Genomic DNA, 24,621 nt, shown 5'->3' with positions numbered 1-24,621 from the left:
ATCCACGTCCCGCAGCAGACTCGTGAAGAGATGGATGCCCGGGTCAAACCCGGGCATGACGCCGGTGGGTTAGGAGCCATCGGTGCTCCTCCCAGCTTCGCGCTTGTAGGACGCGTAGTTCGGCTGATCGACGGCGAGCTTGGCGAGAGTGGTCCGCCAGAGGTGCTGCTTCAGGCCCGGTGTCTGGAGACCAACGGCGCCGCTGGCGATCTGAGCCGTGAGCGCTCGATTGAGTTCGAGTAAATCACCATCCTGTCCCAGCAATTCTCTCAACCGCGCATGCTCCGCCTCATCTGCCGCAGCCGCCTGTGTCAGCTGTCGCACCACGAGGTCGAGCGCGTTGATGCCCACGCGCAGCTTGAACGCCTCGTGCCCCGAGATCAGCGGCGCGATATCGTTGCGCAGGAAGTCGGCGACGGATTGCACCAGCTCGGTCGGCGTCGGCTCGTCCTGCATCAGCCCTCTCCCCTCGGCGCAAGCAATCGCAACAGATCGATCTCGGTCTCCGACGCGCGGCGGCCGATCATGGCGCGCTCCATCGAATGGTCGGGACCGATGCGAAAACGCTGCATCATGCCGCAGCACATCACGCCCCAGCGCAACGTGCCCATCACTTCCCAGAATTTCACCCTGTCAGGATCGACCTTGCGCCCTGCAGACTCATAACCGGCGAACAGCTCCTCGCGGGAGCCGAAGCCACCGACGGGCTTGTCGATTTCGCCGAAGCGCCAGGAGTTGACGCAGATCCAGCCGAGATCCTCCATGGGATCGCCGAGATGGGCGAGCTCCCAGTCGAGCACGGCGCGCACGCCATCGCGGCCGATGATGAGATTGCCGTTGCGGAAATCACCGTGCACCAGCGTGATCTCGGCCGGGGGACCGGGATCGTTCTGCGACAGCCAGCGCAGGGCCAGATCGAACACCGGGCGCGGCCAGTCGAAGCTTTGATATTCCCGTGCGAGCTCCGCGATCTCCTTGGTCGCGGTCATCCCGCGCAACGCGGGTAGCGTCTCGCGTCGAATCCCGTGGATGCCGGCGGCGATGCCGCCCAGCTGGCGCGCGAGGCGCGGCCTCGCCTCGGCGAATTCGGCATCACGCAGGATCTTGCGCGCGATGGTCTCGCCCTCGACGCGGCGCATGATGAAACCGGCGCCGAGATCGTCCTCCGGCCGCAGCACGTGCAGGACCTCGGGCGACGGCACGCCGGCGGCATAAGCGAGCCGCATCAGCGCCGCCTCGTTGTCGAGCCCGGCGGCACGCCCGGGCGCGGCGCCGTAGCCCTTCGGCGAGCGACGCAGAATGGCGCCGACCTCACTGACGGGATGGACGATGTCGAAGCGCCATGTCTCCTGGCTGGCGCCGCCGGAGAGTCTTGCGGCGCCGCTCACACCGGTCGCCCCCGGCATGAACGAGGCGACGCAGCGGGACAGCTCGGTCTCGATCATTGGCCCTTGAACTTGGCCGGGCGCTTTTCGAGGAACGCGGTGACGCCTTCCTTGAAATCCGAAGTGCTGCCTGCGACGCGCTGCGACTGAAATTCCGCGTTGAGCTGCTCCTCGAAAGAGTTCTCCGGGCTGTCCCAGTACAGCTGGCGGATCTGCGCCAGCGCCACCGTCGGCCCGTTGGCGAGCTCGTGCGCGAGCTTCATCGTCTCCTCCTTCAGGACCGCATCGTCATAGACGCGGTTGACGAGGCCCCATTGCAGCGCCGTCTCGGCCGGCAGCTTCTCGCCCAGCAGCGACAGCTCGATCGCGCGGGCCTTGCCGACGAGGCGCGGCAACAGCCAGGTCGAGCCGCAATCAGGCACCAGTCCGATGCGGCGGAAGGCCTGCAGAAAGTAGGCGGACTTCGCGCACAGGATCATGTCGCCCATCAGTGCGAAGCTCATGCCGGCGCCGGCGGCCGGGCCATTCACCGAGGTCACGATCGGGCAATGCAGATTGCGCAAGCGGCGCAGGAACGGATGGAAGGCGGTCTCGAGCGCGGCGCCGGCATTGCTGCGGCCGGGCTTGGCCTGCGCATTGCGGCCCTGCAGGTTGGCGCCGGTGCAGAACGCGCGGCCGGCGCCCGTCACGACGAGGCAGCGCACCGCAGCCTTCTTCTCCTCGATCTCGTCGAGCGCTTCGGCCAACCCGCCGAGCATGTCGATCGAGACCGCGTTCATCACCTCCTGATGGTCGAGCGTGAGGATGGCGACGGGCCCGTCGAAATCGAGCGTGACGTGCTTGTACTGCATGGTTTCCTCTCAAGAGCTTTTCGGTCGCTACATTCTTCGCGGCGGAAATTCGAAGCGCAGCCCGGTTCGGTCAGCATATTTGATTTTTGCGCTTCGCTTGTCCATGGTTGCATCATCCAAATAACCGAAGCGACGCGTAGCGCGCTCACATCATCACGGAAACGCCCGAGAGAACCCCATGACCATGTTCGACCTCACCGGCCGTGTGGCCGTCGTCACCGGCGGCAATGGAGGCATAGGCCTCGGTATTGCCCAGGCACTTGCGTCCAGTGGCTGCAACGTCTCGATCTGGGGCCGCAACGCCGAGAAGAACAAGGCGGCTGCGGCGTCGATGGCCGCCGGGCCCGGCAAGGTCGACACCCGTATCTGCGACGTGACCAGCGCCGCTTCCGTCAACGAGGCGATGAAGGCCACGCTCGACACGTTCGGTCGGGTCGACGGCTGCTTTGCCAATGCCGGCATCGGCGGCGGTGGCCGCAAGCCGTTCATCGAGCGCAGCGAGGAGGAATGGCGCACGATGTTCGCAACCAATCTCGACGGCGTGTTCCATGCGTTCCAGGCTGCCGCGAGGCACATGACCGCGCGCGCCGAAGCCGGTGACGCGTTCGGCCGGCTGGTTGCCACCTCGAGCCTGGCCTCGCTGTTCGGCACCGCGCGCAACGAGCACTATGCCGGGACCAAAGCCGCGCTGAATGCGCTGTGCCGCGCGCTCGCGGTGGAGCTGGCGCGCTATGGCGTCACCGCGAATGCCATCCTGCCTGGCTGGATCAAGAGCGACATGACCGCGGGCATCATGGGCAACGAGAAGTTCGTCGCCAACGTCATGCCGCGTATCCCGGTGCGCCGCTTCGGCGAGCCGTCGGATTTCGGCGGCATCGCCGTCTACCTCATGAGCAAGGCGTCCTCCTATCACACCGCCGACTGCTTCGTGATCGACGGCGGCTATACCGCATTCTGATCCCTCGCAGCGGGTGGTGAGCCGGTGCGCCGGCTCACCAGACGGGGATCGTTCCGTGCTGCGCTCCAAGATTTCCGAAATTTAATCCGCCTCTGGCTGCCACGCCCCCGTGACGCCGGCGTTGTCATCCATCACATAACGGAGAGAATTCCCAGGAAGGATGCCATGAAGCGCGGTATGACGGTTTTGGCCTGTGTGTCTGCCCTGGCTGTGGCCGGCTACTTTGCGATGGCAAAGTGGGGCATCCAGCACGAGAGCCGCGAGTTCTTCGATGCCGCGCGGCAGCGGTCGATCAATGTCGATGTCGCGGTGCGCAAGGACTACGAGATGAAGGCCAATGCCGGGCTGTGGCGGCTGCCCGTGGCCATCATCAGCAACGGCAACACGGTCAAGAACACCGAGTACTCGTTCCTCGCGAACGTGTTCGCCGCGCGCGGGTACCTCGTCGCCAGCGTCCAGCAGGACCTGCCGACCGATCCGCCGCTCGTCACCAAGGTCGGGATGCCATATGTCGGCCGGCTCGACGTCTACCAGAAGGGCGAGGCCAACATCCTCTGCGTGCTGAACGAGATGAAGAAGCGTCATCCGAATGCCGACTACGATCACCTGACCCTGGTCGGCCACTCCAATGGCGGCGACACCGCGATGTATTTCGCCAAGGAGCATCCGAACATCGTCTCGCAGGTGGTGACGCTCGACAATCTGCGCGTGCCTTTCGTCATCAGGGACAAGCTCAAGATCCTGTCGTTCCGCTCGGATGATCCGCAGTTCAAGACCGACCCCGGCGTGGTGCCGACGCATGTCGACAGGAAGAGCGGCATCGACATCATCAAGACCGAGTTCCAGCACACCTGGATGAGCGACCGTGGCCCCTACACGGCGCGGGAACGGATCCAGGCGACGCTCGACAAATATCTCGGCGGCGATGCAACGAGCGAGCTGGCCCCGGCAGATACCGACAATCTGATCGTGACCAACGGGGCAGCCGCCCTTCCCTGATCTGGCAATCAGCGCGACGGCACGACCGGCGAAATGCGAAGGGCGGCCGCGCAATCGCGCAGCCGCCATCGCAGACGTCAGTCCTGCGGTTTCTTGGCCGGCGGGCCGCTCTTGTTCCCCGGCATGCCCTTGATGTTCGACGGGTCCTGCGCGCTGACGTCCGGACTATGGCGGTTGATCGTGGACGAGCCCACCGTGCCGCTTCCCGTCTCAGTGCCCGGTCCGTTCTTGTTGCCTGGCGCGCCCTGGATGCCCGCTCCGGAATTCTGCGCACTCGGCGGCGGCGTGGTCTGTGGGCTGCCCTGCGCCAGCGCGGACGTGGCCGAGACGACGAATGCGCAAGCAATCAGACTGATCATTGGTTTCATGGCGCGACCTCCATTTGTCGTTGCCGTGTGCTGTCCGAACGTAGCGCTGGCGGAGCCGTTCCCGGGAACATCGAATTTCCGCGAAGACGGCGCTGATGTGCGCAACCCCTGCCCGCTTTATTGGCTTCCGCATCGCGTCACAGCCCACTACGGTCGGGGAACCGACGCACCAGAGGCCTCTAGATGGAATACCTCTCCACCGATCTCAGCCCGCGCGAGCGCTACAAGATTCTGACCTCCTTCGTGCTGCCGCGGCCGATCGCCTGGGTGACGACGAGAAGCGAGACCGGGATCGTCAACGCCGCGCCATTCTCGTTCTTCAACGTGCTCGGCGAGGACCCGCCGCTGTGCGTGTTCGCGATCAACCTGCGGCCCGATGGGCGGGTCAAGGACACCCTCGTCAACATCCGCCGCGGCGGCGAGTTCGTCGTCCACATCACCGACGAGCCGCTGGCGCAGGCGATGCACGAGACCGGCGGCGACTTTCCACCTGAGATCGGCGAGCCGGATCACCTCGGGCTCAAGCTTACACCGTCGCGGATGATCGGCGTTCCGCGGTTGGCGGAGGCACCGTTCGCGATGGAGTGCAAGACCTGGCAGCTCATCGACGTCAATGGCGATCGCGTGCTGGTGCTCGGCGAAGGCCTCGCTTTCCACATCCGCGACGAATTGTGGGACACCGAGAAGATGCGGGTCGAGATGGAGCTGTTCCATCCTGTCGGGCGCATGTTCGCCGACCGCTATTGCTGCACCAATGACCGGATGGATTTCCCGCCGGCGAAGGGCGCCGCCTGAGCGCTCCCGGCCGCCGGCACGGGCAGTCAGTAGGTCGCGGCGAGATAGTCGACGATCTTGCCGACATCGGCCGCGTCGATCGGGGCGCCATAGACCTTGATCATCTTGGTGACTTCGGCCTGCCAGAACTCCTTCCTGTTCTGCATCGGCGGCTGGGTCCTGATGTAGTCGGAGGAGTGACAGGCCGTGCAATTGCCCTGCACGACGGCGAGATCGGGCCCCGGCTTGAAGGCCGCCGTCTCCTGCGGAACCTGATAGTTGACCGGGGCTGCCGTGAGCGAGATGGGGCGGCCCGCCAGGCAGCCAAGTCCGACGGCCAGGGTGGCGATGAGGAAAGGCGTCCGACGCATGGTGATGCTCCTCAGGCCGCCGTGACGCGGACGGTTTCGACGACGTTGCGCAGATAGCCGGCCGGATTCCAGCGCAGCGTCTCCGGCTGGGTCTCGCCGGAATTGCTCGTGGCACGCACCTTGAGATCGTGGGACCCCGCGGCCAGCTTCACCGGCAGCTTCCACTCGCGGAAGGAATATTTCCCGAGATCCTTGCCGAGCTTGGCGTCGGTCCAGGTCTTGCCGCCGTCGGTCGAGACCGCGACCTGCTTGATTCCCGTTCCACCGTCGAATGCGAGGCCGCGCAGCATTGCCCTGCCCGCCTTGAGCTTTGCGCCATCGGCCAGGCTGGTGATGAACGAGCGGACCGTGAAGCGGTTGATCGGGATCGTCGCTTTCGGCGTGGTTCCGGGCTCGACGGCATTGTTCGGCGTGTCCGGAATTCGATAGGCCGATTTCATCCAGAAGCCGTCAAAGACGTTGTCGATGACAGTGATCTCGTTGAGGTGCTTGACCCAGTAGGTGCCGTAGTAGCCGGGCACGATCAGGCGCAGCGGAAAGCCGTTCAGGAACGGCAGATCCTCGCCGTTCATGCCGTAGGCCAGCATCACCTCGCCATCCATGGCGTGATCGAGGTCGAGCGCCTTGACGAAATCCGGCGTCTTGTCGATCACCGGGCCGTCCATGCCGCCGAAGGTGACCTGCCTGGCGCCGGCTTGAACACCCGCCATGTCGAGCACGGTCTTGAGCGGCACGCCACGCCAGCGCGCATTGCCCATGGCGCCATTGCCAAGCTGGCCGCCTGCGACGCGCGGCTCGAAGAAGCCGCGGCTGTTGCCGGAGCATTGGTTGACGGCGACGATCTCGGTCGCCTTCATCTTGCGGATGTCCTTGAGCGACAGCTTGAGCGGCTTGTCGACCTTTCCCCTGATCGCGAGCGTGAACTTGTCCGGATCGAGATCGTAAGGCAGGCCCGCCAGATGATAGCGGACGAAGAAGGCATTGTTCGGCGTGATCACGCCGTCATTGAACACCCCGAATGGCGTTTCGAGTTGCGGCGGCCGGCTGGTCAGACCGATCATCGGTCGCTTCTGCGGATATTTCACCAGCGGGCGCTCGCCATTGGCGAAGGGCAACGTCACCGTCTCCTCGGCCAGCGCACGGGTCGTGCCGAAGCTGCCCAGCAAAGCAGCCATCCCCGCTCCCTTGAGCAGATCACGTCTGTCGATCATGCAACTCCCTCCGGAGTGGTCGTTTTGAACCCGCGGTCATCACCGCCGGCTCTCATCAATCTGGCGGCATGCACGGCCGCTGCGAATTGATCGTTGCACATTCTCTCACTGCGAGAAAAGCCGTGAACGTCCGCAATCATGGCATCGCAGCGCGGCAACGGACGAGACTTCGCACGTGCAACAAGAGCAATCGTGCATCGAACCGCAGGGCGGGCAAGCGGGGCCGTCAGGCGGCGTGTGCCCACCGACGGCGCCGGCGAGGGACGACGTTGGGCACGGCGCACTCCACAGTCGTTGCACGCCGCGATGAGCTCGCCGCGCCTTTGCGCACCCTACACGCGCAACTACGTGCCCTGCCCGATCTTGTCCTGTGTCCTGGTGTCGAAGTCGCTGGCGTCGTGGCGCTCGTGGAGCTGGCTCTTTGGATCGCCGGAGACGCGGTTGACCATGCGGCCGCGCTTCACAGGGGCGCGCTGCGCGATCTGGTCGGTCCAGCGCTGAACATTCCTGTAGTCCTGCACCGAGAGGAACTCGCCGCCTTCATAGAGCAGGCCCTTGGCGAGCGCGCCGTACCACGGCCACACCGCGATGTCGGCGATGGTGTAGTCGGGGCCGGCGAGATACTCGCTTTCGGCGAGACGGCGGTCGAGTACGTCGAGCTGGCGCTTCACCTCCATCGCGAAGCGGTCGATGGCATACTCGATCTTGGTCGGCGCATAGGCATAGAAGTGGCCGAAGCCGCCGCCGAGATAGGGCGCAGCTCCCATCTGCCAGAACAGCCAGGACAGGCATTCGGCGCGCTTGGCCGGCTCGGTCGGCAGGAAGGCGCCGAACTTCTCGGCCAGATACACCAGGATCGCGCCGGACTCGAATACGCGGATCGGTTCGGTCCCGCTGCGATCCAGCAGCGCCGGGATCTTGGAATTGGGATTGATGGCGACGAAGCCCGAACCGAACTGATCGCCCTCGCCGATCCGGATCAGCCAGGCGTCGTATTCGGCGCCGCTGTGGCCGAGCGCCAGCAGCTCCTCGAGCATCACTGTGACCTTCACACCGTTGGGCGTTCCCAGAGAATAAAGCTGCAAGGGATGACGGCCGACAGGCAATTCCTTCTCGTGCGTCGGACCTGCGATCGGCCGGTTGATGTTGGCGAAGCGGCCGCCGCTGGCCTTGTTCCAGGTCCAGACCTTGGGCGGCACATAGCTGTTCTGTTCAGACACGGCAGACTCCGGCGTGAGCGTCAGGAGCGAGCGTTTTAGGCGCATCTGCCGTGAAGCGGAAGCCATGCTGCGCGCGGGCGCCATCAGCATTTTCTGCATTGCGCGGTCGAACCTGCGATGACAGAACGGAGACAAGATAACAATGACGGTCCGTCACGGGCCGGCTCTTGGAAACGCCGATGACTGCAAGTACCCTGCCCCCCGACCGCATTCCCGTGATCGTCGGCGTGGGCGAGATCGTCGATCGTCCCAAGGATATCGGCGACGGTCTCGAGCCGCTGACGCTGCTCGAACAGGCGATCCGCCGTGCGGAAAATGACGCGGGCGCCAAGCTCATCCACGACATCGGCTCGCTCGACGTCGTCAACTTCCTGAGCTGGCGCTACCGCGATCCCGAGCAGCTTCTCGCGCAGCGGCTCGGCGTGACGCCGGCGCACTGCCATTATGGTCCGGTCGGCGGCGAGAGCCCGATCCGCTTTCTGCACGAGGCCGCCTTGCGCATCGCGCGCGGCGAATGCGAGGTCGCCGTGGTCTGCGGCGCCGAGGCGCAATCGACCGCGACCAAGGCCGACCGCGCCGGCGTGCCCTTGCCGTGGACGCCGTTCGCCCACGACGTCGAGGAGCCGAAGCGCGGCGCCGCGTTCCAGAAGCCGCTGGCGGTGAAGCTCGGCGTATTCCGCCCGGTCTCGGTCTATCCGTTCTACGAGGTCGCGAGCGCGGCCAAATGGGGCCAGACGCCGCGGCAGGCGCTCGCGGAATCCGGCGAGCTGTGGTCGCGCTTTTCCGCGGTCGCCGCCTACAATCCCAACGCCTGGCTGAAGCGGCACTTCGCGCCCGAGGAGATCACGACTCCGTCAGCCGACAACCGCCCGATCGCCTGGCCCTACACCAAGCTGATGGTCGCCAATCCCATGGTCAACATGGGGGCGGCGCTGATCCTGACCAGCCTGGCAAAGGCGCGTGCGGCGGGCATTGCCGACAGCCGCATGATCTATCCGCTCGGCGGCGCAGCGGCCGAGGATCCGCGCGACTACCTCACCCGCGATCAGTTCGCCGAGAGTCATCCGCAGAACGCCGTGTTGCGGGCCGCGATGAACATCGTCGGCGGCAACGGCGCGGCGTTCGACGTCATCGAGCTCTACAGCTGCTTTCCCTGCGTGCCGAAGATGGCACGGCGGATCCTCGGCCTCGGCGCCGACGTGGAGCCGACCGTGACCGGCGGGCTGACCTTCTTCGGCGCGCCGCTCAACACCTACATGACGCACGCCGCCTGCGCGATGGTGCGGCGGCTGCGCGGCGGCGCCAGGCGCGGCCTGCTGTACGGCCAGGGCGGCTTCGTCACCAAGCATCATGCGCTGGTGATCTCGCGCGAGCCGCCGTCGTCCCTGTCACAGGAGGTGAGCGTGCAGGCCGAGGCCGATCGGCATCGCGCCGCCGCGCCGGCGTTCGTCAGCGAAGCCGGCGGCGGTGGCCGGGTCGAAAGCTTCACCGTGCTGTTTGATCGCAACGGCGAGGTCGAGCATGGCGTTGCGATGCTGCGCACCGAGCAGGACACGCGCACGTTGGCGCGCGTTCCGGCGCAGGACGCAGCCACGCTGGCGCGGCTGATGGATCAGGACAGGACGCCGGTCGGCGCGCTCGGCACGATCACGATGGCCGCCGATGGTGTGCCGGAGTGGCGGACGAATTAGTTCGCTTCCGTTGCCTCACACCTCCCGGGCGTCACGCTGCCAGCGCGCATAGGCCGTGTCCCAATCAGGATCAGGATCGCTGTCCGCCACGAAGCCGAGCGTCCTGCCGCCGCCGAGGTCGCGGAAGCCGATCATGGCGCGGCGGTGCGCGCCGCTTCTGACATAGGCGCGCATGCTGGCTTCGTCGGTCCAGACCGTCAGCGTATGATAGATGCCATTCACCGGACGAAGCTCGACGCGCAGATTCCCGGGAGCCGCACGCGCCTGGCGGACGGCGCGCAACGTGTGCCACCAGAATCGCGCCAGCCGATTGAGGCCGCGATGCGGGCGGAAGCCGGTGACGGAAACGTAAACGCTCATGGCGCGCTCCTGGATCGCAGACCGCCGCGCAATGGAACGGTCGCGCCGACGGGTGTGAGCACAACGCTGCTCACCGCGTCCCGGATGTCGGAGCGCAGATCACGGTCCGGCGCTCAGCGACCGCTACGCCGGGGCTTCACGTCGGCAGGCACCGTGCCCGTGGTCTCCGCAGCCGCCGGAGGCGCGCTGTTGTCGCCCGCCAATTGCCGGTCGCGCCTGCGCGCGAGGGCCTCATCCCGCCGTGCGGCCGCGATCGCCAATTCCGGATCCAGCTTGAGGGCCTGGTTGAAGTCGGCGAGCGCGCGGTCGTAGCGCCCCTTCGCCAGCCATACCGCGCCACGGTCGCTGTACATTCCGGCATCGCTGAAGCCCATGCGCACGGCGTGGTCGAGATCGACGAGGGCCTCGTCGAGATCGCCCTTGCGCTGAAGCGCGAGGCCACGATCGTGAAACAGCACCGGGTCGTTCGGATCCAGCCGGATCGCCCGCTCAAAATCGCCAAGCGCGCGGTCGATGCGGCCCATGCGGACCAGATCCCTGGCGCGATAGCGATAGAGATCGGCATTGCGGGGCGCGAGCCGGATCGCTTCGTCGAAATCGGCGACAGCGCGCTCGAGATCGCCCTGCCGGCTGCGGTCCATCCCCCGCTTCAGGAAGGATGCGGCGGTCGTCGGTGCAGCCGGGACGACCTGCTCTGCGGCTCTAGGCTCTGCCGGCGGAGACAGCGCGGGGGCCTCCGCCTCCGGAGGCGGCACCGGCAGCACGGCTCCGGTCGCGTCCTGGACGGCAGGCGCCGGGACGGTCTCACCTGCGACCTTGCGCTGCGGCCCCGATCGGGCCTGCGGCGACGGTGTCACGATCGAGCGCGTCGCCGGCCTGCTCATCCAATCACCGGCGGAGGGCAAGAGCAGAATCTCGAGGCCGATCAGGATCGCGCTGAGCACGGCGGTCGCCGCGGTGAACTGCAGGATGGCGTCCCAGCGTTCGCGGCGGACGCGGTCGCGCTCAGAAGCAAGATGGGCGTCGTATTCGGCGCGCAGGTCAGGGTCGCGCAGCACGTTGTAGGCGACGATGATCAACTTGAGCTGGTGCTCCGACGCCGGATCGGCGCCGCCCCGGAGGTCGGGATGGTGCGCCTTGGCGGCCTGGCGGAACGCCCGCTTGATCGTGTCGAGATCGGCCCGCGGCGATACGCCGAGCACCTCATAATGCGTCGTCATGGCGCGATCCCGAGCCTCTCTTCCGAGGCCGGTTCGGGATCACGCGGGGAGCAGGTCGAGCGCATAATGGGCGCCATCGCGGGTGAGCCGACCGAACGCGGCCCACGGAAAATGAGATCCACAAACCAACATCTTTTCTGCAACGATACGATCGAGCAATCTGCGCCGGCTGACCTCGGCAGCCGCGCCGTCCTGGTCATAGGCGCCGTGCCATTCGGGATGGCGCAGGCACAACGCCGGCACATAGGCGGTGTCGCCCGAGATCATCAGTTGCTCCGCTCCGGAGCTGAGATGAAACGCGGTGTGCCCCGGCGTATGACCGGGGACGCTGACGAAGCGGATGCCGGGCACCACCTCGTCCTCGCCCTCGACCGGCAGCACGTTCTTCCAGCCCGGGATCACGCTCTGGATGCGGCGCGCCAGCGACTGCCGCCACGGCGGCAGCCGGCTGGTCAGAGATGCATCGGTCCAGAATTTGTATTCGGCCGCAGCCACGATGATCTCGGCGGAGGGAAACACCGGCGCGTTGGTGTCCTCGCCGAGCAGTCCGAAAATATGATCGGGATGGAAGTGCGAGATCAGGATGGTGTCGATGTCCTCCGGGCGAATGCCGGCTGCTTTCAGATTGTCCAGCAGGCGGCCCGAAATGAAGATCGAGTCGGAATTGTAGCCCTGGACCTGACCGCCGCCGCCGGCATCGCACAGCACGGTCTTGCCCTTCAGCCGCACCACGAAGGTGGAGATCGGGACCGGGACGAAGGCGGGGCTCAGACCCGCAGCGCGCAGTGCTTCCTTCACGTCGCTGATGCTGGCATTGCCGATGAAGCCGGCCTCGTGCGGCTTTTCCCACACACCGTCGTAGAGGGCGATCACCTCCGCCTCGCCGATCGTGATCCGGCGATAGCCGTGCGCGGGATCCTCAGTGCGGCGGCGCGGCTTGGCGGCAACCACGGCAAGCCCCGCATCGAGACCCAAGGCGACCGCGGCCGTCGCGGCCGTTAGCACCAGGGTCCTGCGCGAAGGTCTGCTCGCAATCACATTGCCTGCCACTAAATGTACCGCTGGTTGAATAAATATCTAACACAAGTTAATCTCTGCACCTTAGCGGGATTATGGCGCCACAACGGCCTTTCTGGCCGGGGCGTCAGGTGTGGGGAGTCTGCAACGGTGGGGGATGATCCGGTCGAGCGGGGCGCCGCCTGACGAACGGCGCACGCATGAGCGTCCACGTCGACGTGGTTCGCCGCGGCGTCATCGGCTGTGCCCGCGGCTATCGGTCGGGGCTGTGTCGTTCGACTATCGGACGCGACAGCGGGCAATCTCGGCCGCTGTCGCCGGCTTCGCCATGTCGCGGATCAGGCGGCGCGAACCGATTGCAGGAAGCGGCCGACCTCCTGCTTGAGACGCTCGCTATCACCGGAGAGCTGGCGCGCGGCGCTGAGCACCTGCCCCGAGGTGTCGCCGGTCTCGCTGGCGCCGCGCTGGACGTTGGTGATGTTGGCGGACACCTGCTGTGTACCCGCGGCGGCGTGCTGGATGTTGCGCGAGATCTCGGCGGTCGCTGCGCCCTGCTCCTCGACCGCGGCCGCCACCGTCGCGGCGATCTCCGACAGCCGCTCGATCGTCGTCGAGATCTCCCTGATGGCGCCGACCGACTCCTGCGTGGCCCCCTGGATACCGGAAATCTGTTGGCCGATCTCGCCGGTCGCCTTTGCAGTCTGCTCGGCCAGCGCCTTGACCTCGGAGGCGACGACGGCAAAGCCGCGGCCAGCCTCGCCCGCCCGCGCGGCCTCGATGGTGGCATTGAGCGCCAGCAGATTGGTCTGCCCGGCGATCGTGTTGATCAGCTCGACGACGTCGCCAATGCGGGTCGCCGCCTTCGACAGCTCGCCGACACGATCATTGGTGCGGCGCGCCTGCTCGACCGCATCGGAGGCGATGCGCGCGGACTCCTGCACCTGGCGGCTGATCTCACGGACCGACGAGGTGAGCTCCTCGGTCGCCGACGCCACGGCCTGAACATTGGCCGACGCCTCTTCGGAGGCCGCGGCAACAGTGGTGGAAAGCTCCTGCCCCCGCACGGCGGTGCTCGACAGCGAGTTGGCCGAGCTCTCGAGCTCGCTGGAGGCCGAGGACACCGTATTGACGATGTTGCCGATGGCGCCTTCGAAACCGTTGGCGAGCTCCGACATCTCCCGCTTGCGCGCGGCGGCTGCGCGCCGCTCCTGCTCTCCGAGCTCCCTGTCGTTGAACCGCACCATCGTCTGAACGGTCTGCAGGTTACGCAAGGCGCGGCCGATCTCGTCGTCGCGCTCGATGCGCATGCGGGTGTCGAGCGTGCCCTGGGTGATGCTCTCCATCGTCTCGTTCAGATGATCGAGCGGCGCCACGATCACGTTCATCGTACGCAGCCCGACCAGACCACACAGCACGACACCAGCGGCAGCAATCGCCACGGCGGTCATTCCGGCGAGCCCGCCCTCCCCGAACGAGATGACGCCAAGCACGAGCAGGAACAGCGTCTGCAATCCGACCAGCGTTCGCAGCCTTGCCGCGATCGAGCCGGTGAACATCGAGAGATGGTCGAACACCGAGCGGCGGCGGACGATGCCGTCGTCGATCTTGTAACCATGTGGCCGCTTTTCGCGGATCGCCGCATAGACCTGCTCGGCCTCCGCGCGCTGGTCGGCGGGCAGCTTGGTGCGCACCGAGGTGTAGCCGACGACTTGGCCGTCTTTGCAAATCGGCGACGCCGTCGCCAGCACCCAGTAATAGTCGCCGTTCTTGCGGCGGTTCTTGACCGCGCCGACCCAGGGACGGCCGGCCTTGAGCGTGGTCCAGAGATTGTCGAAGGCTTCGGGCGGCATGTCGGGATGACGCACGATGTTGTGCGGCTGCCCCATCAGCTCGGCTTCGGTGAAGCCGGCCGCGTCGACAAAATCCTGGTTGAAGAAGGTCAGCTTGCCCTTCGTATCGGTCTTGGACACGATCAGCGTGTCATCCGTGATCGGATACTCGACGTTGGTGACCGGCAAATTCTTACGCATGGCGAGTCTTTCGAGCCATGCCGGCATCGGCATGGCTAATTTTGCTGCAAACGATGCATCGATTGTCGCAGCCGCCGATTAACCTAAGATAAAGTGCCGCAACCGTTGAAATACGGATCGCTGGACCCCATTCAGGGGCGATTGCCGTTGTCCGGCCGGCAAAGCAAAAGGGCGCGGCTTTCGCAGCCGCGCCCCTTTATCATCGGCGGCCGTGCGCGCTCAGGCGGCGCGGACGGTCTCCAGGAATCGGCTGACTTCGGCCTTCAACCGGTTGCTGTCGGACGACAGCGCCTGCGCGGCGGACAACACCTCGGACGAGGCGGAGCCGATTTCATTGGCGCCGCCCTGCACCTCGATGAGAGCCGCTCGACGGTGCCGGAAATCTCCTTGATGGCGCCGACCGATTCCTGGGTCGCGCTCTGGATGCCGGAAATCCGCTGACCGATCTCGCCGGTCGCCTTCGAGGTCTGCCCGGCCAGCGCCTTGACCTCGGTGGCAACCACCGCGAAGCCGCGGCCGGCTTCGCCGGCGCGCGCCGCTTCGATGGTGGCCTTGAGCACCAGCAGGTTGGTCTGGCCGGCGATGGTGTTGATGAGCTCGACGACGTCGCCGATCCGCGCGGCGCCCTTGGACAGCTCGCTCACCTGGTCGTTTGTCCGCCGCGCCCGGTTGACGGCCTCGCTCGCCATGCGGGCCGATTCCGGCACCTGGCGGCTGATCTCGGTCGCCGAGCAGGACAGCTCCTCGGTGGCCGACGCGACCAGGAAACGTCCGACCTCGCGCCTGAGGGGGTGGTGTCGCCCGACGGCATCTGCAGCCGATGGCCGAAGAAATCGCCGACAGCATCTCGATGATTGCGAGCTGCTGCATCTCACGCTTGCGATGCGGCCGCCATGGGCCGCACATGCTGGCGCTCGCTCCCCCTTTTTAGCCCGCGCCGCGGGTCACTCCAGCTCGATCGCCTGATAGGCGCCGGTCTCGTCGAGCGCCGTGCCCCAGATCTTGTGCGAGGCCTGATGTTCGGCGGGGCCGAAGTTGAGCAAGGCTCCAAGACCGAGATCGATGTTACGCATCGACTCGAGGGTATCGATCAACCGCTCGGTATCGAGCTGCGGACCGGCCTTCTTCAGGGCTTGAATCAGGATGCTCGCCTCGATGTAGCCCTCGAGCGAGGTGTAGTCCGGCGGCTCGCCGGGGAAATGCTTCGCCAGCGCGGCCTTGTAGTCGAGCACCACGCTCGAATAGCCGGAGACGGCGGGAACGGTCTGGGTCACGATGACCCCGGAGGCGTATCGCGAACCAAGCAGCATGAGCTCGTTGGCAAGCGCCGATGCACCGACCGCCGACACATTGACGAAGACGACGCCGGGAAGCGCGTCGCGCGCCTTTTCGATGAACTTCGCTGCCGCGCGCGAGGTCGCGACCATGATGACCGCACGGACGGGCACCTTCTGTGCCTTGAGCTGGTTGATCGCGGGCTCCACATCCACGGTGTTGCGGGTGTAGTTGACGCGCAGGATCGCAGCGTCGCTGAGGCCCAGGACGCGAAATGCCTTCGCCACGCCGGCAAAGCCTGCATCCCCGAACGAATCGTCCTGCGCGAACAGCGCGATCTGGCGCGGCGGTACTCGGCGCAGCTTCACCAGGTAACGGACCAGCGCATCGGCTTCTTCCGAATAGCTCGGGCGATAGTTGAAGACGTAGCGGTCCGGCGGATCGTGGCGCGAGACGTTCGCACCGGTGTAGGGGCTGAAGAACAGCATCCGGCGCTCGAGCGAATATGGAATTGCAACGGCCGCGGTCACGGTCCCGAAACTGCCGACGAAGCCGAACACGCGCTCCTTCTCGTAGAGCTGCTTCATGGCATCGAGCGTGCGGTTCGGATCATAGCCGTCATCGGCGACGGCGAGCTTGAGCATCCGGCCATTGACCCCGCCGGTGTCGTTGGCGTGGTTGAAGGCGGCTTCGATACCGACCTTGAGCAGACGTCCTGATTCCTTGTTCGCTCCCGACAGCGGCAAGACGCTGCCGAACGTGATGTCACGCTCCGTGACGCCGCGAACCGATGGAGCAGGCACAGCACTCGTCGCGCCAGCCGCAGCGACCGGGAGCGTCGCATCCGGCGGCGCGCCGGCCGCCGTTGCCGGTGCGCCGATCGATCGCTCGATGTCTCCGAGCTGGAGCTCGGCCCGTCGGCAGTCCTGGCGGCCACTCGCCACGGCCGCGCGACCGTCGGCGATGAAGCGGTCGAACTGGCGCGTCAGCTCGTTTCGATCGCCGTCGTTGTTCGAGGCCTCCCGGATGACGGCCTGGAACTTGCCGATGATGGCTTGGATACGCGGCCGAGGGATATCGCTGCAGGCAAGGGCCCCCCCGATGACGGGACCGATCCTGCCACTGAGGTCGCGCACGACGGCGAGGTTGTCGCCGGGCGCTGCATGGATCGATGTAGTGAACATGAGGGCGAGGATGATCGCCGAGGAATTCGCGAACGATCGCATCCGGCTTACCACCTCGTGGCGGGGCCGGAAGTCAAGAAAGGTGATCATGGCGGAGCTTCAAACTCGTTGAGACACGTTGGTTGGATCGCTGACTTAGCTGATGAGATTGCTGCCGGCCTCTCAGGCCGCGCGGACCGTCTGCAGGAAGCGGCTGACCTCGCGCTTGAGGCGGTTGCTGTCTGTCGACAGACCCTGGGCCGCCTCCAGCACCTGGGTCGACGCCGAGCCGGTCTCGGTCGCGCCGCGCTGCACGTCGGTGATGTTGACGGAAACCTGCTGCGTGCCGTGCGCCGCCTGCTGCACGTTGCGCGAGATTTCCTTGGTCGCGGCGTTCTGCTCTTCGACGGCGGCAGCAATCGTCGAGGAAACCTCCGACAGCCGCTCGATGCTGCCGGAGATCAGCCTGATCGCCGCGACCGATTCCTGTGTCGCCGCCTGGATGCCGGCCACCTGCTGGCCGATCTCGTCGGTCGCCTTGGCGGTCTGCTCCGCCAGCGCCTTGACCTCGGCGGCGACCACGGCAAAGCCCCGCCCCGCCTCGCCGGCACGCGCCGCCTCGATGGTGGCGTTCAGCGCCAGCAGATTGGTCTGCCCGGCAATGCTGTTGATCAGCTCGACCACGTCGCCGATGCGGCTCGCCGCGCGCGACAGTTCGCTCACCCGCTCGTTGGTCTTCTTCGCCTGCTCGACCGCTTCATTGGCCATGCGCGCCGATTCATGCACCTGGCGGCCGATCTCGGTGACCGAGGACGTCATCTCCTCGGTGGCCGAGGCGACGGATTGCACGTTGGTGGACGCTTCCTCCGACGCGGCCGCCACCGTGGTTGCGAGCTCGCCGGCGCGGACCGCCGTCTTGCTCAACGTGTCCGCCGACACTTCCAGTCTGGACGAAGCCGACGAGACCGTCTCGACGATCTCGCCAACGGCGCTTTCGAAGTCGTCGGCCATCTTGTGCATGTCGGCCTTGCGGCGGGCCAGCGCCCGCTGCTCGGCTTCCTTCTGCTCCGCTTCCAGCGCGTGACGTGCGACCGCATTGCTCTTGAACACCTCGACGGCGCCGGCCATCTCGCCGATCTCGTCGCCGCGTCCCACGCCGGGGACCTCGACGTCGAGACGGCCGCCGGCTAGGCTCTTCATCGCGCTGGTCATGCGATGCAGCGGGTTGGTGATGCCGCGCCCGACGAGCGTCGACACGACGAGCAGGATCAGCAGCACGATTCCGGCCGCCGTCAACGACTGCCGCGTCGAGGCCCAGGCCTGCGCCGAGAGGTCATCGATATAGACGCCGGTTCCGACCAGCCAATTCCAGGGTGCGAACCCCGCGACATGGGTCAGCTTGGGCTGCGGCGTCTCGGAGCCGGGCTTCGGCCAATCGTAGTCGACGAAGCCGCGGCCATGCTGGCGAACCACATCGATCATCTCGATGAACAGCTTCTTGCCGTTCGGATCCTTCATGTCCGCGACGTCCTGCCCGACCAGCTTGGTCGAGATCGGATGCATCAGCATCTTCGCGGTCATGTCCGTGACGAAGAAATACTCGTTGCCGCCATAGCGCAGCTGGGAGGCGCGCTCGAGAGCGCGCTTCTGCGCCTCGGCGACCGAGATCGTCCCCTTCTGCGCGGCCGCATGCTCCTCGGCGAAGATGCCGAGCGCGAGCTCGGTCAGATGCCGGAGCTCGAGCTGCTTCTGCTGCTTGAGGCCTGCGGCGAGCTCGCGGGAATTGAAGGCAGTCAGGCCGATCAGGCCGAGGAAGCTCAGACCGATCAGGGCATAGATCTTGATCCCGATGGTGAGCTTGAGGCGATGGGGCATTGCAAAGGACATGTCGGTCTCCACGGCGCGACTCATGCTGGGGGCGCTCGGGGACAGATCACGTCGACGGGCGTGGGCTCGCCTCGTCGTCACGCAAACGGGCCCGCAGCCCACGCGTGGAAGCTACGGGAGCCAAAATTAAGTCTGGTTAAGACCATGTCCGTGCAAATACGGAGCAGCGATCGAAAAGTGATCGTTGCCCGTCCAGATCGGTAACGCGCTCCGGCTTGGCCGTGCGGCGCGTCATCTCATGCCGTGCGACCGAACGAGAGAAGCGCCGTTTGCCCGTGGGGCTCGACTGCGCGTTGGCCGCGAATGACCAGACCCTACACGCCTACTCTTAACGTAAGTTAAAAACGCAGATTGACTACGCAAGTTAGTTTTCCGGCGTCGATGTAGCGCGAACAGAAAAGCCGCGGGCGACGGGGCCGCGGACTGTCCCTGTTGGGCCAGAAAACGCAGAAGGCCGGAGCGTTCGATGCTCCGGCCTTCCAATCCCCCGCGCGACCAGCAGTTCGTCGCTTCCGCTGCTCAGCGTTACGCCGCCCGCACCGAGCCGAGGAAGCTCGCGACCTCCTGCTTGAGGCGATTGCTGTCGCCGGACAGCGCCTGTGCCGCTGAGAGCACCTGGGCCGAGGCCGACCCGGTCTCGGCCGCGCCGCGCTCGACATCGGCGATGTTGGACGAGACCTGCTGCGTGCCATGCGCGGCCTGCTGAACGTTGCGTGAGATCTCCTGCGTCGCCGCACCCTGCTCTTCGACGGCCGCTGCGATCGTCGAGGAGATTTCCGACAGCTTCTCGATCGTGGAGGAGATCTCCTTGATGGCGCTGACCGACTCCTGCGTCGCGACCTGGATGCTCGAGATCTGCTGGCCGATCTCGCCGGTTGCCTTCGCGGTCTGCTCCGCCAGCGCCTTGACCTCGGAGGCGACGACCGCGAAGCCGCGGCCGGCGTCGCCGGCGCGCGCCGCCTCGATGGTGGCGTTGAGCGCCAGCAGGTTGGTCTGGCCGGCAATCGTGTTGATCAGTTCGACGACATCGCCGATGCGGGTGGCCGCCTTGGACAGCTCGCTGACACGCCCGGTCGTGGTGCGGGCCTGGCCGACGGCGTCGTTGGCGATGCGCGCCGATTCCTGCACCTGGCGGCTGATCTCGGTGACCGAAGAGGCCATCTGCTCGGTCGCAGACGCCACCGACTGGACGTTGGTCGTGGCTTCCTCCGAGGCGGACGCAACCGCCGTCGTCAAGCCCTGCGAGCGCGTCGCGGCCTGGGTCAGCGTGGTGGCGGACTGCTCGAGCTGGCTCGAGGCCGACGAGACGGTGTTCACGATTTCGCCGACCGCGGCTTCGAACTGCTCGGCCAGCCGCTGCATGTCGGCCTTGCGCTGGCGCGCCGCGATCGCGTCCTGTGCATTCTTCGTTTCGGCCTCGGCACGCGCCTTCTCCTCCGCGTTGCCCCGGATCACCGTCACGGTCTTGGCAAGATCGCCGATCTCGTCGCCGCGCGATGCACCGGGGATGACGATGTCGAGCCGGCCACGCGCCATCTCGCCGAGCGCCGCATTGAGCCGGGTCAACGGACGGGCGATTCCCAGGAACGAGAAGACGACCGAGCTGAGCACGGATGCCAGGACGGCCAGTCCGACGATCAGCATGATGCGGCTCGCCTGCGCGGCCACCTCGTCGGCATCATATCTTGCGCTGGCGTTGCGCGCGCGGGCATCCTGGATCGCTGCCGTCATGAGTTCGTCGGCCTCGCCGAGATAGACCAGCGTACGGTCGCGCAGCACCGCTTCCTTGATTCCTTCGATCTTGACCACCTCGTCGTTCGCAGCGACGAAGTCCGACGCAATGCCGTTGAGCTTGCTGATCGTCGCCTGGATCTCGCGGTCATCGGCCAGCATGCGGGCATCGGTCAGCGAGCTCTTCAGGATCGGCACCGTCTGCTTCAGATGCGCGATCGTCACGGCATCCCCGGTCATGCCGAACCGCCAGGCCTGGGACCGCATGTAGTTCAGCTTGGCATCGGCCGCATGAAGCTGCCGCTCGACGCGCTCGCGGAAGGCAAGTTTCGGCAGCGCCGGCGAGGCGAGCAGCGCCTTGAGACCGTTGGTCCACTCGTTGGAGACCGCGCTCCGCTTGTCGATCTGCAGCAGCAGCGCCTTCTGCGCCTGGGCAAGCTCCACCGCGCCGGCGGCGTAGTTCGTCATCAGCTCCTTGAGCCGGCTCAGCCGAGACCGATTTTCGGCCGTCGCCACGTTCGCAAGGGCGCCGTCGATGTCCGTGACCATCGCGGCCGAGAACTGCTGAATGTCGGCAGCGGCCTTCTCGGCATCGGCCGGCACCCGCGCCAGCCGGGCCGAGCGGCCCGCGAGCTGGGTCTGCTGCATGTTGATGCTGGCCGACATGACGCTCTCGACCACGCGCCGGGAGCTCTCCGCCCGTTGATTGGCTTCGTTGACCGCTCTCTCGGCAATCATCTGATTTGCGATCATGCCGACCGCGAGAGATGCGCCGATGGCGCCAGCAAGCCCGAGTTTGTAGCCGATCCGATTCAGTTTCATTGCCCTACCCACAGATGGACGCGTCACGCGACGGTCCGTACCGGAGGTATAGCGGTGAGGTCCCTAGAGACCGTTAATTTACGGGAGTTATCGGGCATTACACGCAAAAAACTTCTGCTTTTTCAGTGTGCGTCCCGATGCTTATGGCGGCACGGCGGCGCTGCCGTGCCGAGCGACGGCTCACAAACTAAGCAGATGATGAGATCGGGACCGAGGCCCAGCACGTCGTTCCAAAATCCGGCACAGGCCGACGCAGCCGGCAGTCGGCTGACGCGCAGTTAGCGCATCAGCCCGAGCGCGTCGGCGAAGAACTGCGGCCCGCCGAAATTGCCGGACTTCAGCGCCAGCAGCATGTCGCCGCCCTGCGCGCCGATTGCGCGAAGCACTGGCACGCCGGCCGCGATCTCTGGACCAACGAGGAAGCCGGGAATCCCCAGCCGGTCAACGACGGCGCCCGAGGTCTCGCCGCCGGCGACGATCAACCGCCGCACGCCGGTCTCAATCAGCCCCTCGGCGAGATCGGCCATCGCCTGCTCGATGGCGTGCCCCGCCGCTTCACGGCCGTGCCTGGATTGCAGCGCGCTGACCTGATCCGGCGTCGCGCTGGAGGCAATCAGCACAGGCCCCTTGGCAATGCGCTCACGCGCCCAGGCCAGCGCGCGCTGCGCCTCGTCCGGACCGGCGACCAGGCCCGCCGCATCGAGATGCAGCACCGGCATGATGGTCTCGGCCTGCGCGATCTGCTGCAGCGTCGCCTGCGAGCAGCTTCCGGCGAGGCAGGCGGCCATGCCGCCGACGGGCGCATCCGCGTGATGCGCCAAGCCGTGGGCATGCACGTGCCCGGCCTCGACCAAAGCGCGCGCCAGCCCGAGCCCGATGCCGGACGCGCCGACAGAGACCCGGTTCTTCAAGGCGGCCGCGCCGATCGCAATCAGGTCGGCGTCGAACACGGCATCGACGATCGCCGCACCAATGCCCTGCGCGGCCAATTCCTGCAGCCTGTGGCCGATCGCCTCCGGCCCGTGCACGACGGCGGCGAGGTCGACCAAGCCGATTTTCCTGCGGCTCTGGCGCGCCAGCACGCGCACCAGATTGGCGTCGTGCATCGGGTTGAGCGGATGATCCTTGAGCGGGCTCTCGTTGAGCGGCACGCTGCCGACGAAGAGGTTGCCTTGATAGACGGTCCGCCTGGTTTCCGGGAAGGCCGGGGTCACCAGCACGATGCCGTCGCCCGCATCACCGGCGAGCGCGTCCATGACAGGGCCGATATTGCCGGCGTCGGTGGAATCGAACGTCGAGCAGATCTTGAACAGCACGTGGTCGGCCCCCCGTGCGCGCAGCCATTTGTCGGCCTCGCGTGAGCGGGCCACGGCAAGCGAAGCCTCGATCGACCGGCTCTTCAGCGACACCACGACGGCATCGACCTCCGGCAGCGTGAGGTCATCAGCCGGCACGCCGATCGTCTGCACCGTGCGCAGGCCGGCGCGAGTCAAGGTGTTGGCGAGGTCGGAGGCGCCGGTGTAGTCATCGGCGATGCAGCCGAGCTTCAAGGTCACGGCTTCACTCCCTTGTAGGGCGCAAACCAGTTGAGCCCGTCCTCGGTGCGACCGCGCGGATTGTACTCGCAGCCGACGAAGCCGGCATAGCCGAGCCGGTCGAGCTCGGCGAACAGGAACGGATAGTTCAGCTCCTCGTCGTCGGGCTCGTTGCGCGAGGGAATGCTGGCGATCTGGATGTGGCCGATGATGTCCATCATCTCGCGCAGCCGCATGGTGACGTCGCCATGGATGATCTGGCAGTGATAGATGTCGAATTGCAGCTTGAGATTTGGAATCTTCAGCTCGCGGATGAGATCGCGGGCGAAGCCGAAATCGTTGAGGAAGTAGCCGGGCACGTTGCGCGCATTGATCGGCTCGATGACGACGTCGAGGCCATGGGGCGCGAAGAACTCCGCCGCCCAGGCCACCGACTTGGTGTAGGCTTCCACGGCCTTCGCATCACTACGTTCGGCGATGCCCGCCATCATGTGCAGCCGTTTCACGCCGGTGGCCTTGGCATAGGGCAGCGCCGTCTCGAGGCTCGCCTTGAGATCATCGAAGCGCTGGGGCAGCGCGGCAAAGCCTTTCTCGCCGGCATCCCAGTTGCCGGGCGGCAGGTTGAACAGCGCTTGCGCCAGGCCGTTGCCGTGCAGCCGCTTGCCGACCTCCTCGGCAGGATGATCATAGGGAAACAGGAATTCGACCGCGGTGAAGCCGGCCTTGGCGGCGGCCGCGAAGCGATCGAGGAACGGATGCTCGGTGAACATCATCGAGAGATTGGCGGCGAAACGGGGCATGGCGTGAAAACTCGTCGTACTGCTTGCTACTTGGAGGAGCCCGGCAGCGTCGTGCCGGTGACCTGCGCATACATCCGCGCCACCGAGGCGTCGTCGTCGCGGCCCATGCCGGCGGCCGACGTCATCAGGAACATCTGCAGCGCGGCGGCCGAGACTGGCACCGGAAAACGATGGCTGCGCGCCATGTCCTGGATGATGCCGAGATCCTTGACGAAGATCTCGACCGCACTGCGCGGCGTGTAGTCGCCGTCGAGGACGTGCGGCATGCGGTTCTCGAACATCCAGGAATTGCCGGCCGAGGCTGTGATGACCTCATAGACCTTGCGGATGTCGAGGCCCTGCTTGGCGGCAAAGGCGATGGCCTCGCTGGCGGCTGCGATGTGCACGCCGGCGAGCAGCTGGTTGATCATCTTGAACGCGGCGCCCTGCCCGGCCGCATCGCCGAGCTCATAGAGCTTGGCCGCCATCGCATCGAGCGCCGGCCGCGCCTTGGCAAACGCAGCCGCGCTGCCCGAGGCCAGGATCGTCAGCTCGCCCTGCGCGGCGCGCTGCGCGCCGCCGGAGATCGGCGCGTCGAGGTAGTGCCGGCCGGTGGCTTCGAGCTGCTTCGCGAGCCGCCGCGCGACGTCAGGGTCCATGGTCGCGGAGGAGACGAACACGGAGTCCTTCGGCATGGTTTCGGCAGCACCGCCGGGGCCGAACAGGATGGCTTCCGTCTGCGCCGCGTTGACGACGACACTGACCACGATGTCGGCACCTCGCGCTGCCTCGGCCGGGCTCGCCGCGCCCTTGCCGCCGTCGGCGACGAGGCGCGCTACGGCATCCGCCGAGACATCGCATCCGGTCACCTCGAAGCCTGCGCGCTTCAGCGAGGTCGCCATGCCGAATCCCATCGAGCCAAGCCCGATCACGGCGACTTTCAATTGCGATGGCGACGGCATGCGGCAGATCCC

Annotated in this window: 21 protein-coding genes and 1 pseudogene; 4 read left to right on the top strand and 18 right to left on the bottom strand. The window is 66.2% G+C overall.

Annotated features, from left to right (window positions below; translation table 11 throughout):
* Window positions 1-69: 69 nt before the first annotated feature.
* Genes QW868_RS29320 through QW868_RS29310 form a run of 3 tightly spaced genes read right to left on the bottom strand, consistent with a single transcriptional unit; the run spans window position 70 to window position 2,236 of the window.
* Complete coding sequence (locus QW868_RS29320; protein WP_315779635.1) at window positions 70-456, bottom strand: DUF6285 domain-containing protein; 387 nt, start codon at window positions 454-456, stop codon at window positions 70-72.
* Window positions 456-1,445: a phosphotransferase family protein gene (locus tag QW868_RS29315; RefSeq protein ID WP_316232152.1), complete on the bottom strand. Its 990-nt coding sequence runs from the start codon at window positions 1,443-1,445 to the stop codon at window positions 456-458. Before QW868_RS29315 ends, QW868_RS29320 begins: the two co-directional genes overlap by 1 nt.
* On the bottom strand, window positions 1,442-2,236 hold the full coding sequence (locus QW868_RS29310; protein ID WP_315737255.1) for an enoyl-CoA hydratase/isomerase: 795 nt from the start codon (window positions 2,234-2,236) through the stop codon (window positions 1,442-1,444). Before QW868_RS29310 ends, QW868_RS29315 begins: the two co-directional genes overlap by 4 nt.
* 178 nt (window positions 2,237-2,414) lie before the next feature.
* On the opposite strand from QW868_RS29310, the gene QW868_RS29305 reads away from it, so the two are divergent.
* Window positions 2,415-3,194 carry an SDR family oxidoreductase gene (locus QW868_RS29305; RefSeq protein WP_315737254.1) on the top strand — a complete coding sequence of 260 codons (780 nt, stop codon included), beginning with the start codon at window positions 2,415-2,417 and terminating at the stop codon, window positions 3,192-3,194.
* A 165-nt stretch (window positions 3,195-3,359) separates the two neighbouring features.
* Entirely contained in the window at window positions 3,360-4,193 is an 834-nt protein-coding gene (locus tag QW868_RS29300) for an alpha/beta hydrolase (protein ID WP_316162191.1), read from the top strand.
* Window positions 4,194-4,270: 77 nt separating this feature from the next.
* On the opposite strand, the gene QW868_RS29295 is transcribed toward QW868_RS29300, so the two are convergent.
* Entirely contained in the window at window positions 4,271-4,561 is a 291-nt protein-coding gene (locus QW868_RS29295; protein WP_316232151.1) for a hypothetical protein, read from the bottom strand.
* Window positions 4,562-4,744: 183 nt separating this feature from the next.
* Between QW868_RS29295 and QW868_RS29290 the strand changes: the two genes are divergently transcribed.
* The gene (locus tag QW868_RS29290) at window positions 4,745-5,356 is read left to right on the top strand and encodes a flavin reductase family protein (RefSeq protein ID WP_316232150.1); all 612 of its coding nucleotides are present in this window, start codon (window positions 4,745-4,747) and stop codon (window positions 5,354-5,356) included.
* Window positions 5,357-5,382: 26 nt separating this feature from the next.
* Here the strand turns inward: QW868_RS29290 and QW868_RS29285 are convergent, their stop codons facing one another.
* From QW868_RS29285 to yghU, 3 genes are all read right to left on the bottom strand, one after another.
* Complete coding sequence (locus QW868_RS29285) at window positions 5,383-5,706, bottom strand: cytochrome c (RefSeq protein ID WP_315737250.1); 324 nt, start codon at window positions 5,704-5,706, stop codon at window positions 5,383-5,385.
* Window positions 5,707-5,717: 11 nt separating this feature from the next.
* On the bottom strand, window positions 5,718-6,917 hold the full coding sequence (locus QW868_RS29280; protein WP_316232149.1) for a molybdopterin-dependent oxidoreductase: 1,200 nt from the start codon (window positions 6,915-6,917) through the stop codon (window positions 5,718-5,720).
* A 344-nt stretch (window positions 6,918-7,261) separates the two neighbouring features.
* Complete coding sequence (gene yghU, locus QW868_RS29275; RefSeq protein WP_409999075.1) at window positions 7,262-8,182, bottom strand: glutathione-dependent disulfide-bond oxidoreductase; 921 nt, start codon at window positions 8,180-8,182, stop codon at window positions 7,262-7,264.
* 134 nt (window positions 8,183-8,316) lie between these two features.
* Between yghU and QW868_RS29270 the strand changes: the two genes are divergently transcribed.
* On the top strand, window positions 8,317-9,828 hold the full coding sequence (locus tag QW868_RS29270) for an acetyl-CoA acetyltransferase (protein WP_316232148.1): 1,512 nt from the start codon (window positions 8,317-8,319) through the stop codon (window positions 9,826-9,828).
* Between the two features lie 15 nt (window positions 9,829-9,843).
* On the opposite strand, the gene QW868_RS29265 is transcribed toward QW868_RS29270, so the two are convergent.
* The 11 genes and pseudogenes from QW868_RS29265 to ltnD all read right to left on the bottom strand — a co-directional run bounded on the left by QW868_RS29265 (window position 9,844) and on the right by ltnD (window position 24,618).
* On the bottom strand, window positions 9,844-10,188 hold the full coding sequence (locus tag QW868_RS29265; protein ID WP_315737246.1) for an antibiotic biosynthesis monooxygenase: 345 nt from the start codon (window positions 10,186-10,188) through the stop codon (window positions 9,844-9,846).
* 113 nt (window positions 10,189-10,301) lie between these two features.
* On the bottom strand, window positions 10,302-11,408 hold the full coding sequence (locus tag QW868_RS29260) for a J domain-containing protein (RefSeq protein WP_316232147.1): 1,107 nt from the start codon (window positions 11,406-11,408) through the stop codon (window positions 10,302-10,304).
* A 39-nt stretch (window positions 11,409-11,447) separates the two neighbouring features.
* A complete protein-coding gene (locus QW868_RS29255; protein ID WP_316162185.1) occupies window positions 11,448-12,413 on the bottom strand; it encodes an MBL fold metallo-hydrolase in 966 nt (321 codons plus the stop codon).
* A 350-nt stretch (window positions 12,414-12,763) separates the two neighbouring features.
* The gene (locus tag QW868_RS29250; RefSeq protein WP_315798101.1) at window positions 12,764-14,455 is read right to left on the bottom strand and encodes a methyl-accepting chemotaxis protein; all 1,692 of its coding nucleotides are present in this window, start codon (window positions 14,453-14,455) and stop codon (window positions 12,764-12,766) included.
* Window positions 14,456-14,674: 219 nt separating this feature from the next.
* Window positions 14,675-15,216: pseudogene (locus QW868_RS29245) on the bottom strand (methyl-accepting chemotaxis protein); the annotation flags it as partial.
* A 183-nt stretch (window positions 15,217-15,399) separates the two neighbouring features.
* The gene (locus tag QW868_RS29240; RefSeq protein ID WP_316232146.1) at window positions 15,400-17,004 is read right to left on the bottom strand and encodes an ABC transporter substrate-binding protein; all 1,605 of its coding nucleotides are present in this window, start codon (window positions 17,002-17,004) and stop codon (window positions 15,400-15,402) included.
* 72 nt (window positions 17,005-17,076) lie between these two features.
* Entirely contained in the window at window positions 17,077-18,780 is a 1,704-nt protein-coding gene (locus QW868_RS29235) for a methyl-accepting chemotaxis protein (RefSeq protein WP_315737241.1), read from the bottom strand.
* A 525-nt stretch (window positions 18,781-19,305) separates the two neighbouring features.
* Window positions 19,306-21,333: a methyl-accepting chemotaxis protein gene (locus QW868_RS29230; protein WP_315813045.1), complete on the bottom strand. Its 2,028-nt coding sequence runs from the start codon at window positions 21,331-21,333 to the stop codon at window positions 19,306-19,308.
* Window positions 21,334-21,611: 278 nt separating this feature from the next.
* Window positions 21,612-22,889, bottom strand: coding sequence for a 3-oxo-tetronate kinase (gene otnK, locus QW868_RS29225; protein ID WP_316232145.1), 1,278 nt, complete (start codon window positions 22,887-22,889; stop codon window positions 21,612-21,614).
* A complete protein-coding gene (gene otnI / locus QW868_RS29220) occupies window positions 22,886-23,668 on the bottom strand; it encodes a 2-oxo-tetronate isomerase (RefSeq protein ID WP_316232144.1) in 783 nt (260 codons plus the stop codon). The genes otnK and otnI overlap by 4 nt, the downstream gene beginning before the upstream one ends.
* A gap of 26 nt (window positions 23,669-23,694) precedes the next feature.
* A complete protein-coding gene (gene ltnD, locus QW868_RS29215; protein WP_409997724.1) occupies window positions 23,695-24,618 on the bottom strand; it encodes an L-threonate dehydrogenase in 924 nt (307 codons plus the stop codon).
* Window positions 24,619-24,621 lie beyond the last annotated feature (3 nt).

Origin of the sequence: Bradyrhizobium sp. SZCCHNR1051 (assembly GCF_032489615.1) — a bacterium.
In the GTDB taxonomy this organism is placed as follows: Bacteria; Pseudomonadota; Alphaproteobacteria; order Rhizobiales; family Xanthobacteraceae; genus Bradyrhizobium.
The sequence above is the reverse complement of the archived record's forward strand: the minus strand, read 5'-3'. Positions and strand labels throughout refer to the sequence as shown.

Coding starts and splice junctions, on each gene's coding strand:
- QW868_RS29320 (WP_315779635.1), bottom strand. CDS start 456: ATGCAGGACGAGCCGACGCCGACCGAGCTGGTGCAATCCGTCGCCGAC.
- QW868_RS29315 (WP_316232152.1), bottom strand. CDS start 1,445: ATGATCGAGACCGAGCTGTCCCGCTGCGTCGCCTCGTTCATGCCGGGG.
- QW868_RS29310 (WP_315737255.1), bottom strand. CDS start 2,236: ATGCAGTACAAGCACGTCACGCTCGATTTCGACGGGCCCGTCGCCATC.
- QW868_RS29305 (WP_315737254.1), top strand. CDS start 2,415: ATGACCATGTTCGACCTCACCGGCCGTGTGGCCGTCGTCACCGGCGGC.
- QW868_RS29300 (WP_316162191.1), top strand. CDS start 3,360: ATGAAGCGCGGTATGACGGTTTTGGCCTGTGTGTCTGCCCTGGCTGTG.
- QW868_RS29295 (WP_316232151.1), bottom strand. CDS start 4,561: ATGAAACCAATGATCAGTCTGATTGCTTGCGCATTCGTCGTCTCGGCC.
- QW868_RS29290 (WP_316232150.1), top strand. CDS start 4,745: ATGGAATACCTCTCCACCGATCTCAGCCCGCGCGAGCGCTACAAGATT.
- QW868_RS29285 (WP_315737250.1), bottom strand. CDS start 5,706: ATGCGTCGGACGCCTTTCCTCATCGCCACCCTGGCCGTCGGACTTGGC.
- QW868_RS29280 (WP_316232149.1), bottom strand. CDS start 6,917: ATGATCGACAGACGTGATCTGCTCAAGGGAGCGGGGATGGCTGCTTTG.
- yghU (WP_409999075.1), bottom strand. CDS start 8,182: ATGCGCCTAAAACGCTCGCTCCTGACGCTCACGCCGGAGTCTGCCGTG.
- QW868_RS29270 (WP_316232148.1), top strand. CDS start 8,317: ATGACTGCAAGTACCCTGCCCCCCGACCGCATTCCCGTGATCGTCGGC.
- QW868_RS29265 (WP_315737246.1), bottom strand. CDS start 10,188: ATGAGCGTTTACGTTTCCGTCACCGGCTTCCGCCCGCATCGCGGCCTC.
- QW868_RS29260 (WP_316232147.1), bottom strand. CDS start 11,408: ATGACGACGCATTATGAGGTGCTCGGCGTATCGCCGCGGGCCGATCTC.
- QW868_RS29250 (WP_315798101.1), bottom strand. CDS start 14,455: ATGCGTAAGAATTTGCCGGTCACCAACGTCGAGTATCCGATCACGGAT.
- QW868_RS29240 (WP_316232146.1), bottom strand. CDS start 17,004: ATGATCACCTTTCTTGACTTCCGGCCCCGCCACGAGGTGGTAAGCCGG.
- QW868_RS29235 (WP_315737241.1), bottom strand. CDS start 18,780: ATGTCCTTTGCAATGCCCCATCGCCTCAAGCTCACCATCGGGATCAAG.
- QW868_RS29230 (WP_315813045.1), bottom strand. CDS start 21,333: ATGAAACTGAATCGGATCGGCTACAAACTCGGGCTTGCTGGCGCCATC.
- otnI (WP_316232144.1), bottom strand. CDS start 23,668: ATGCCCCGTTTCGCCGCCAATCTCTCGATGATGTTCACCGAGCATCCG.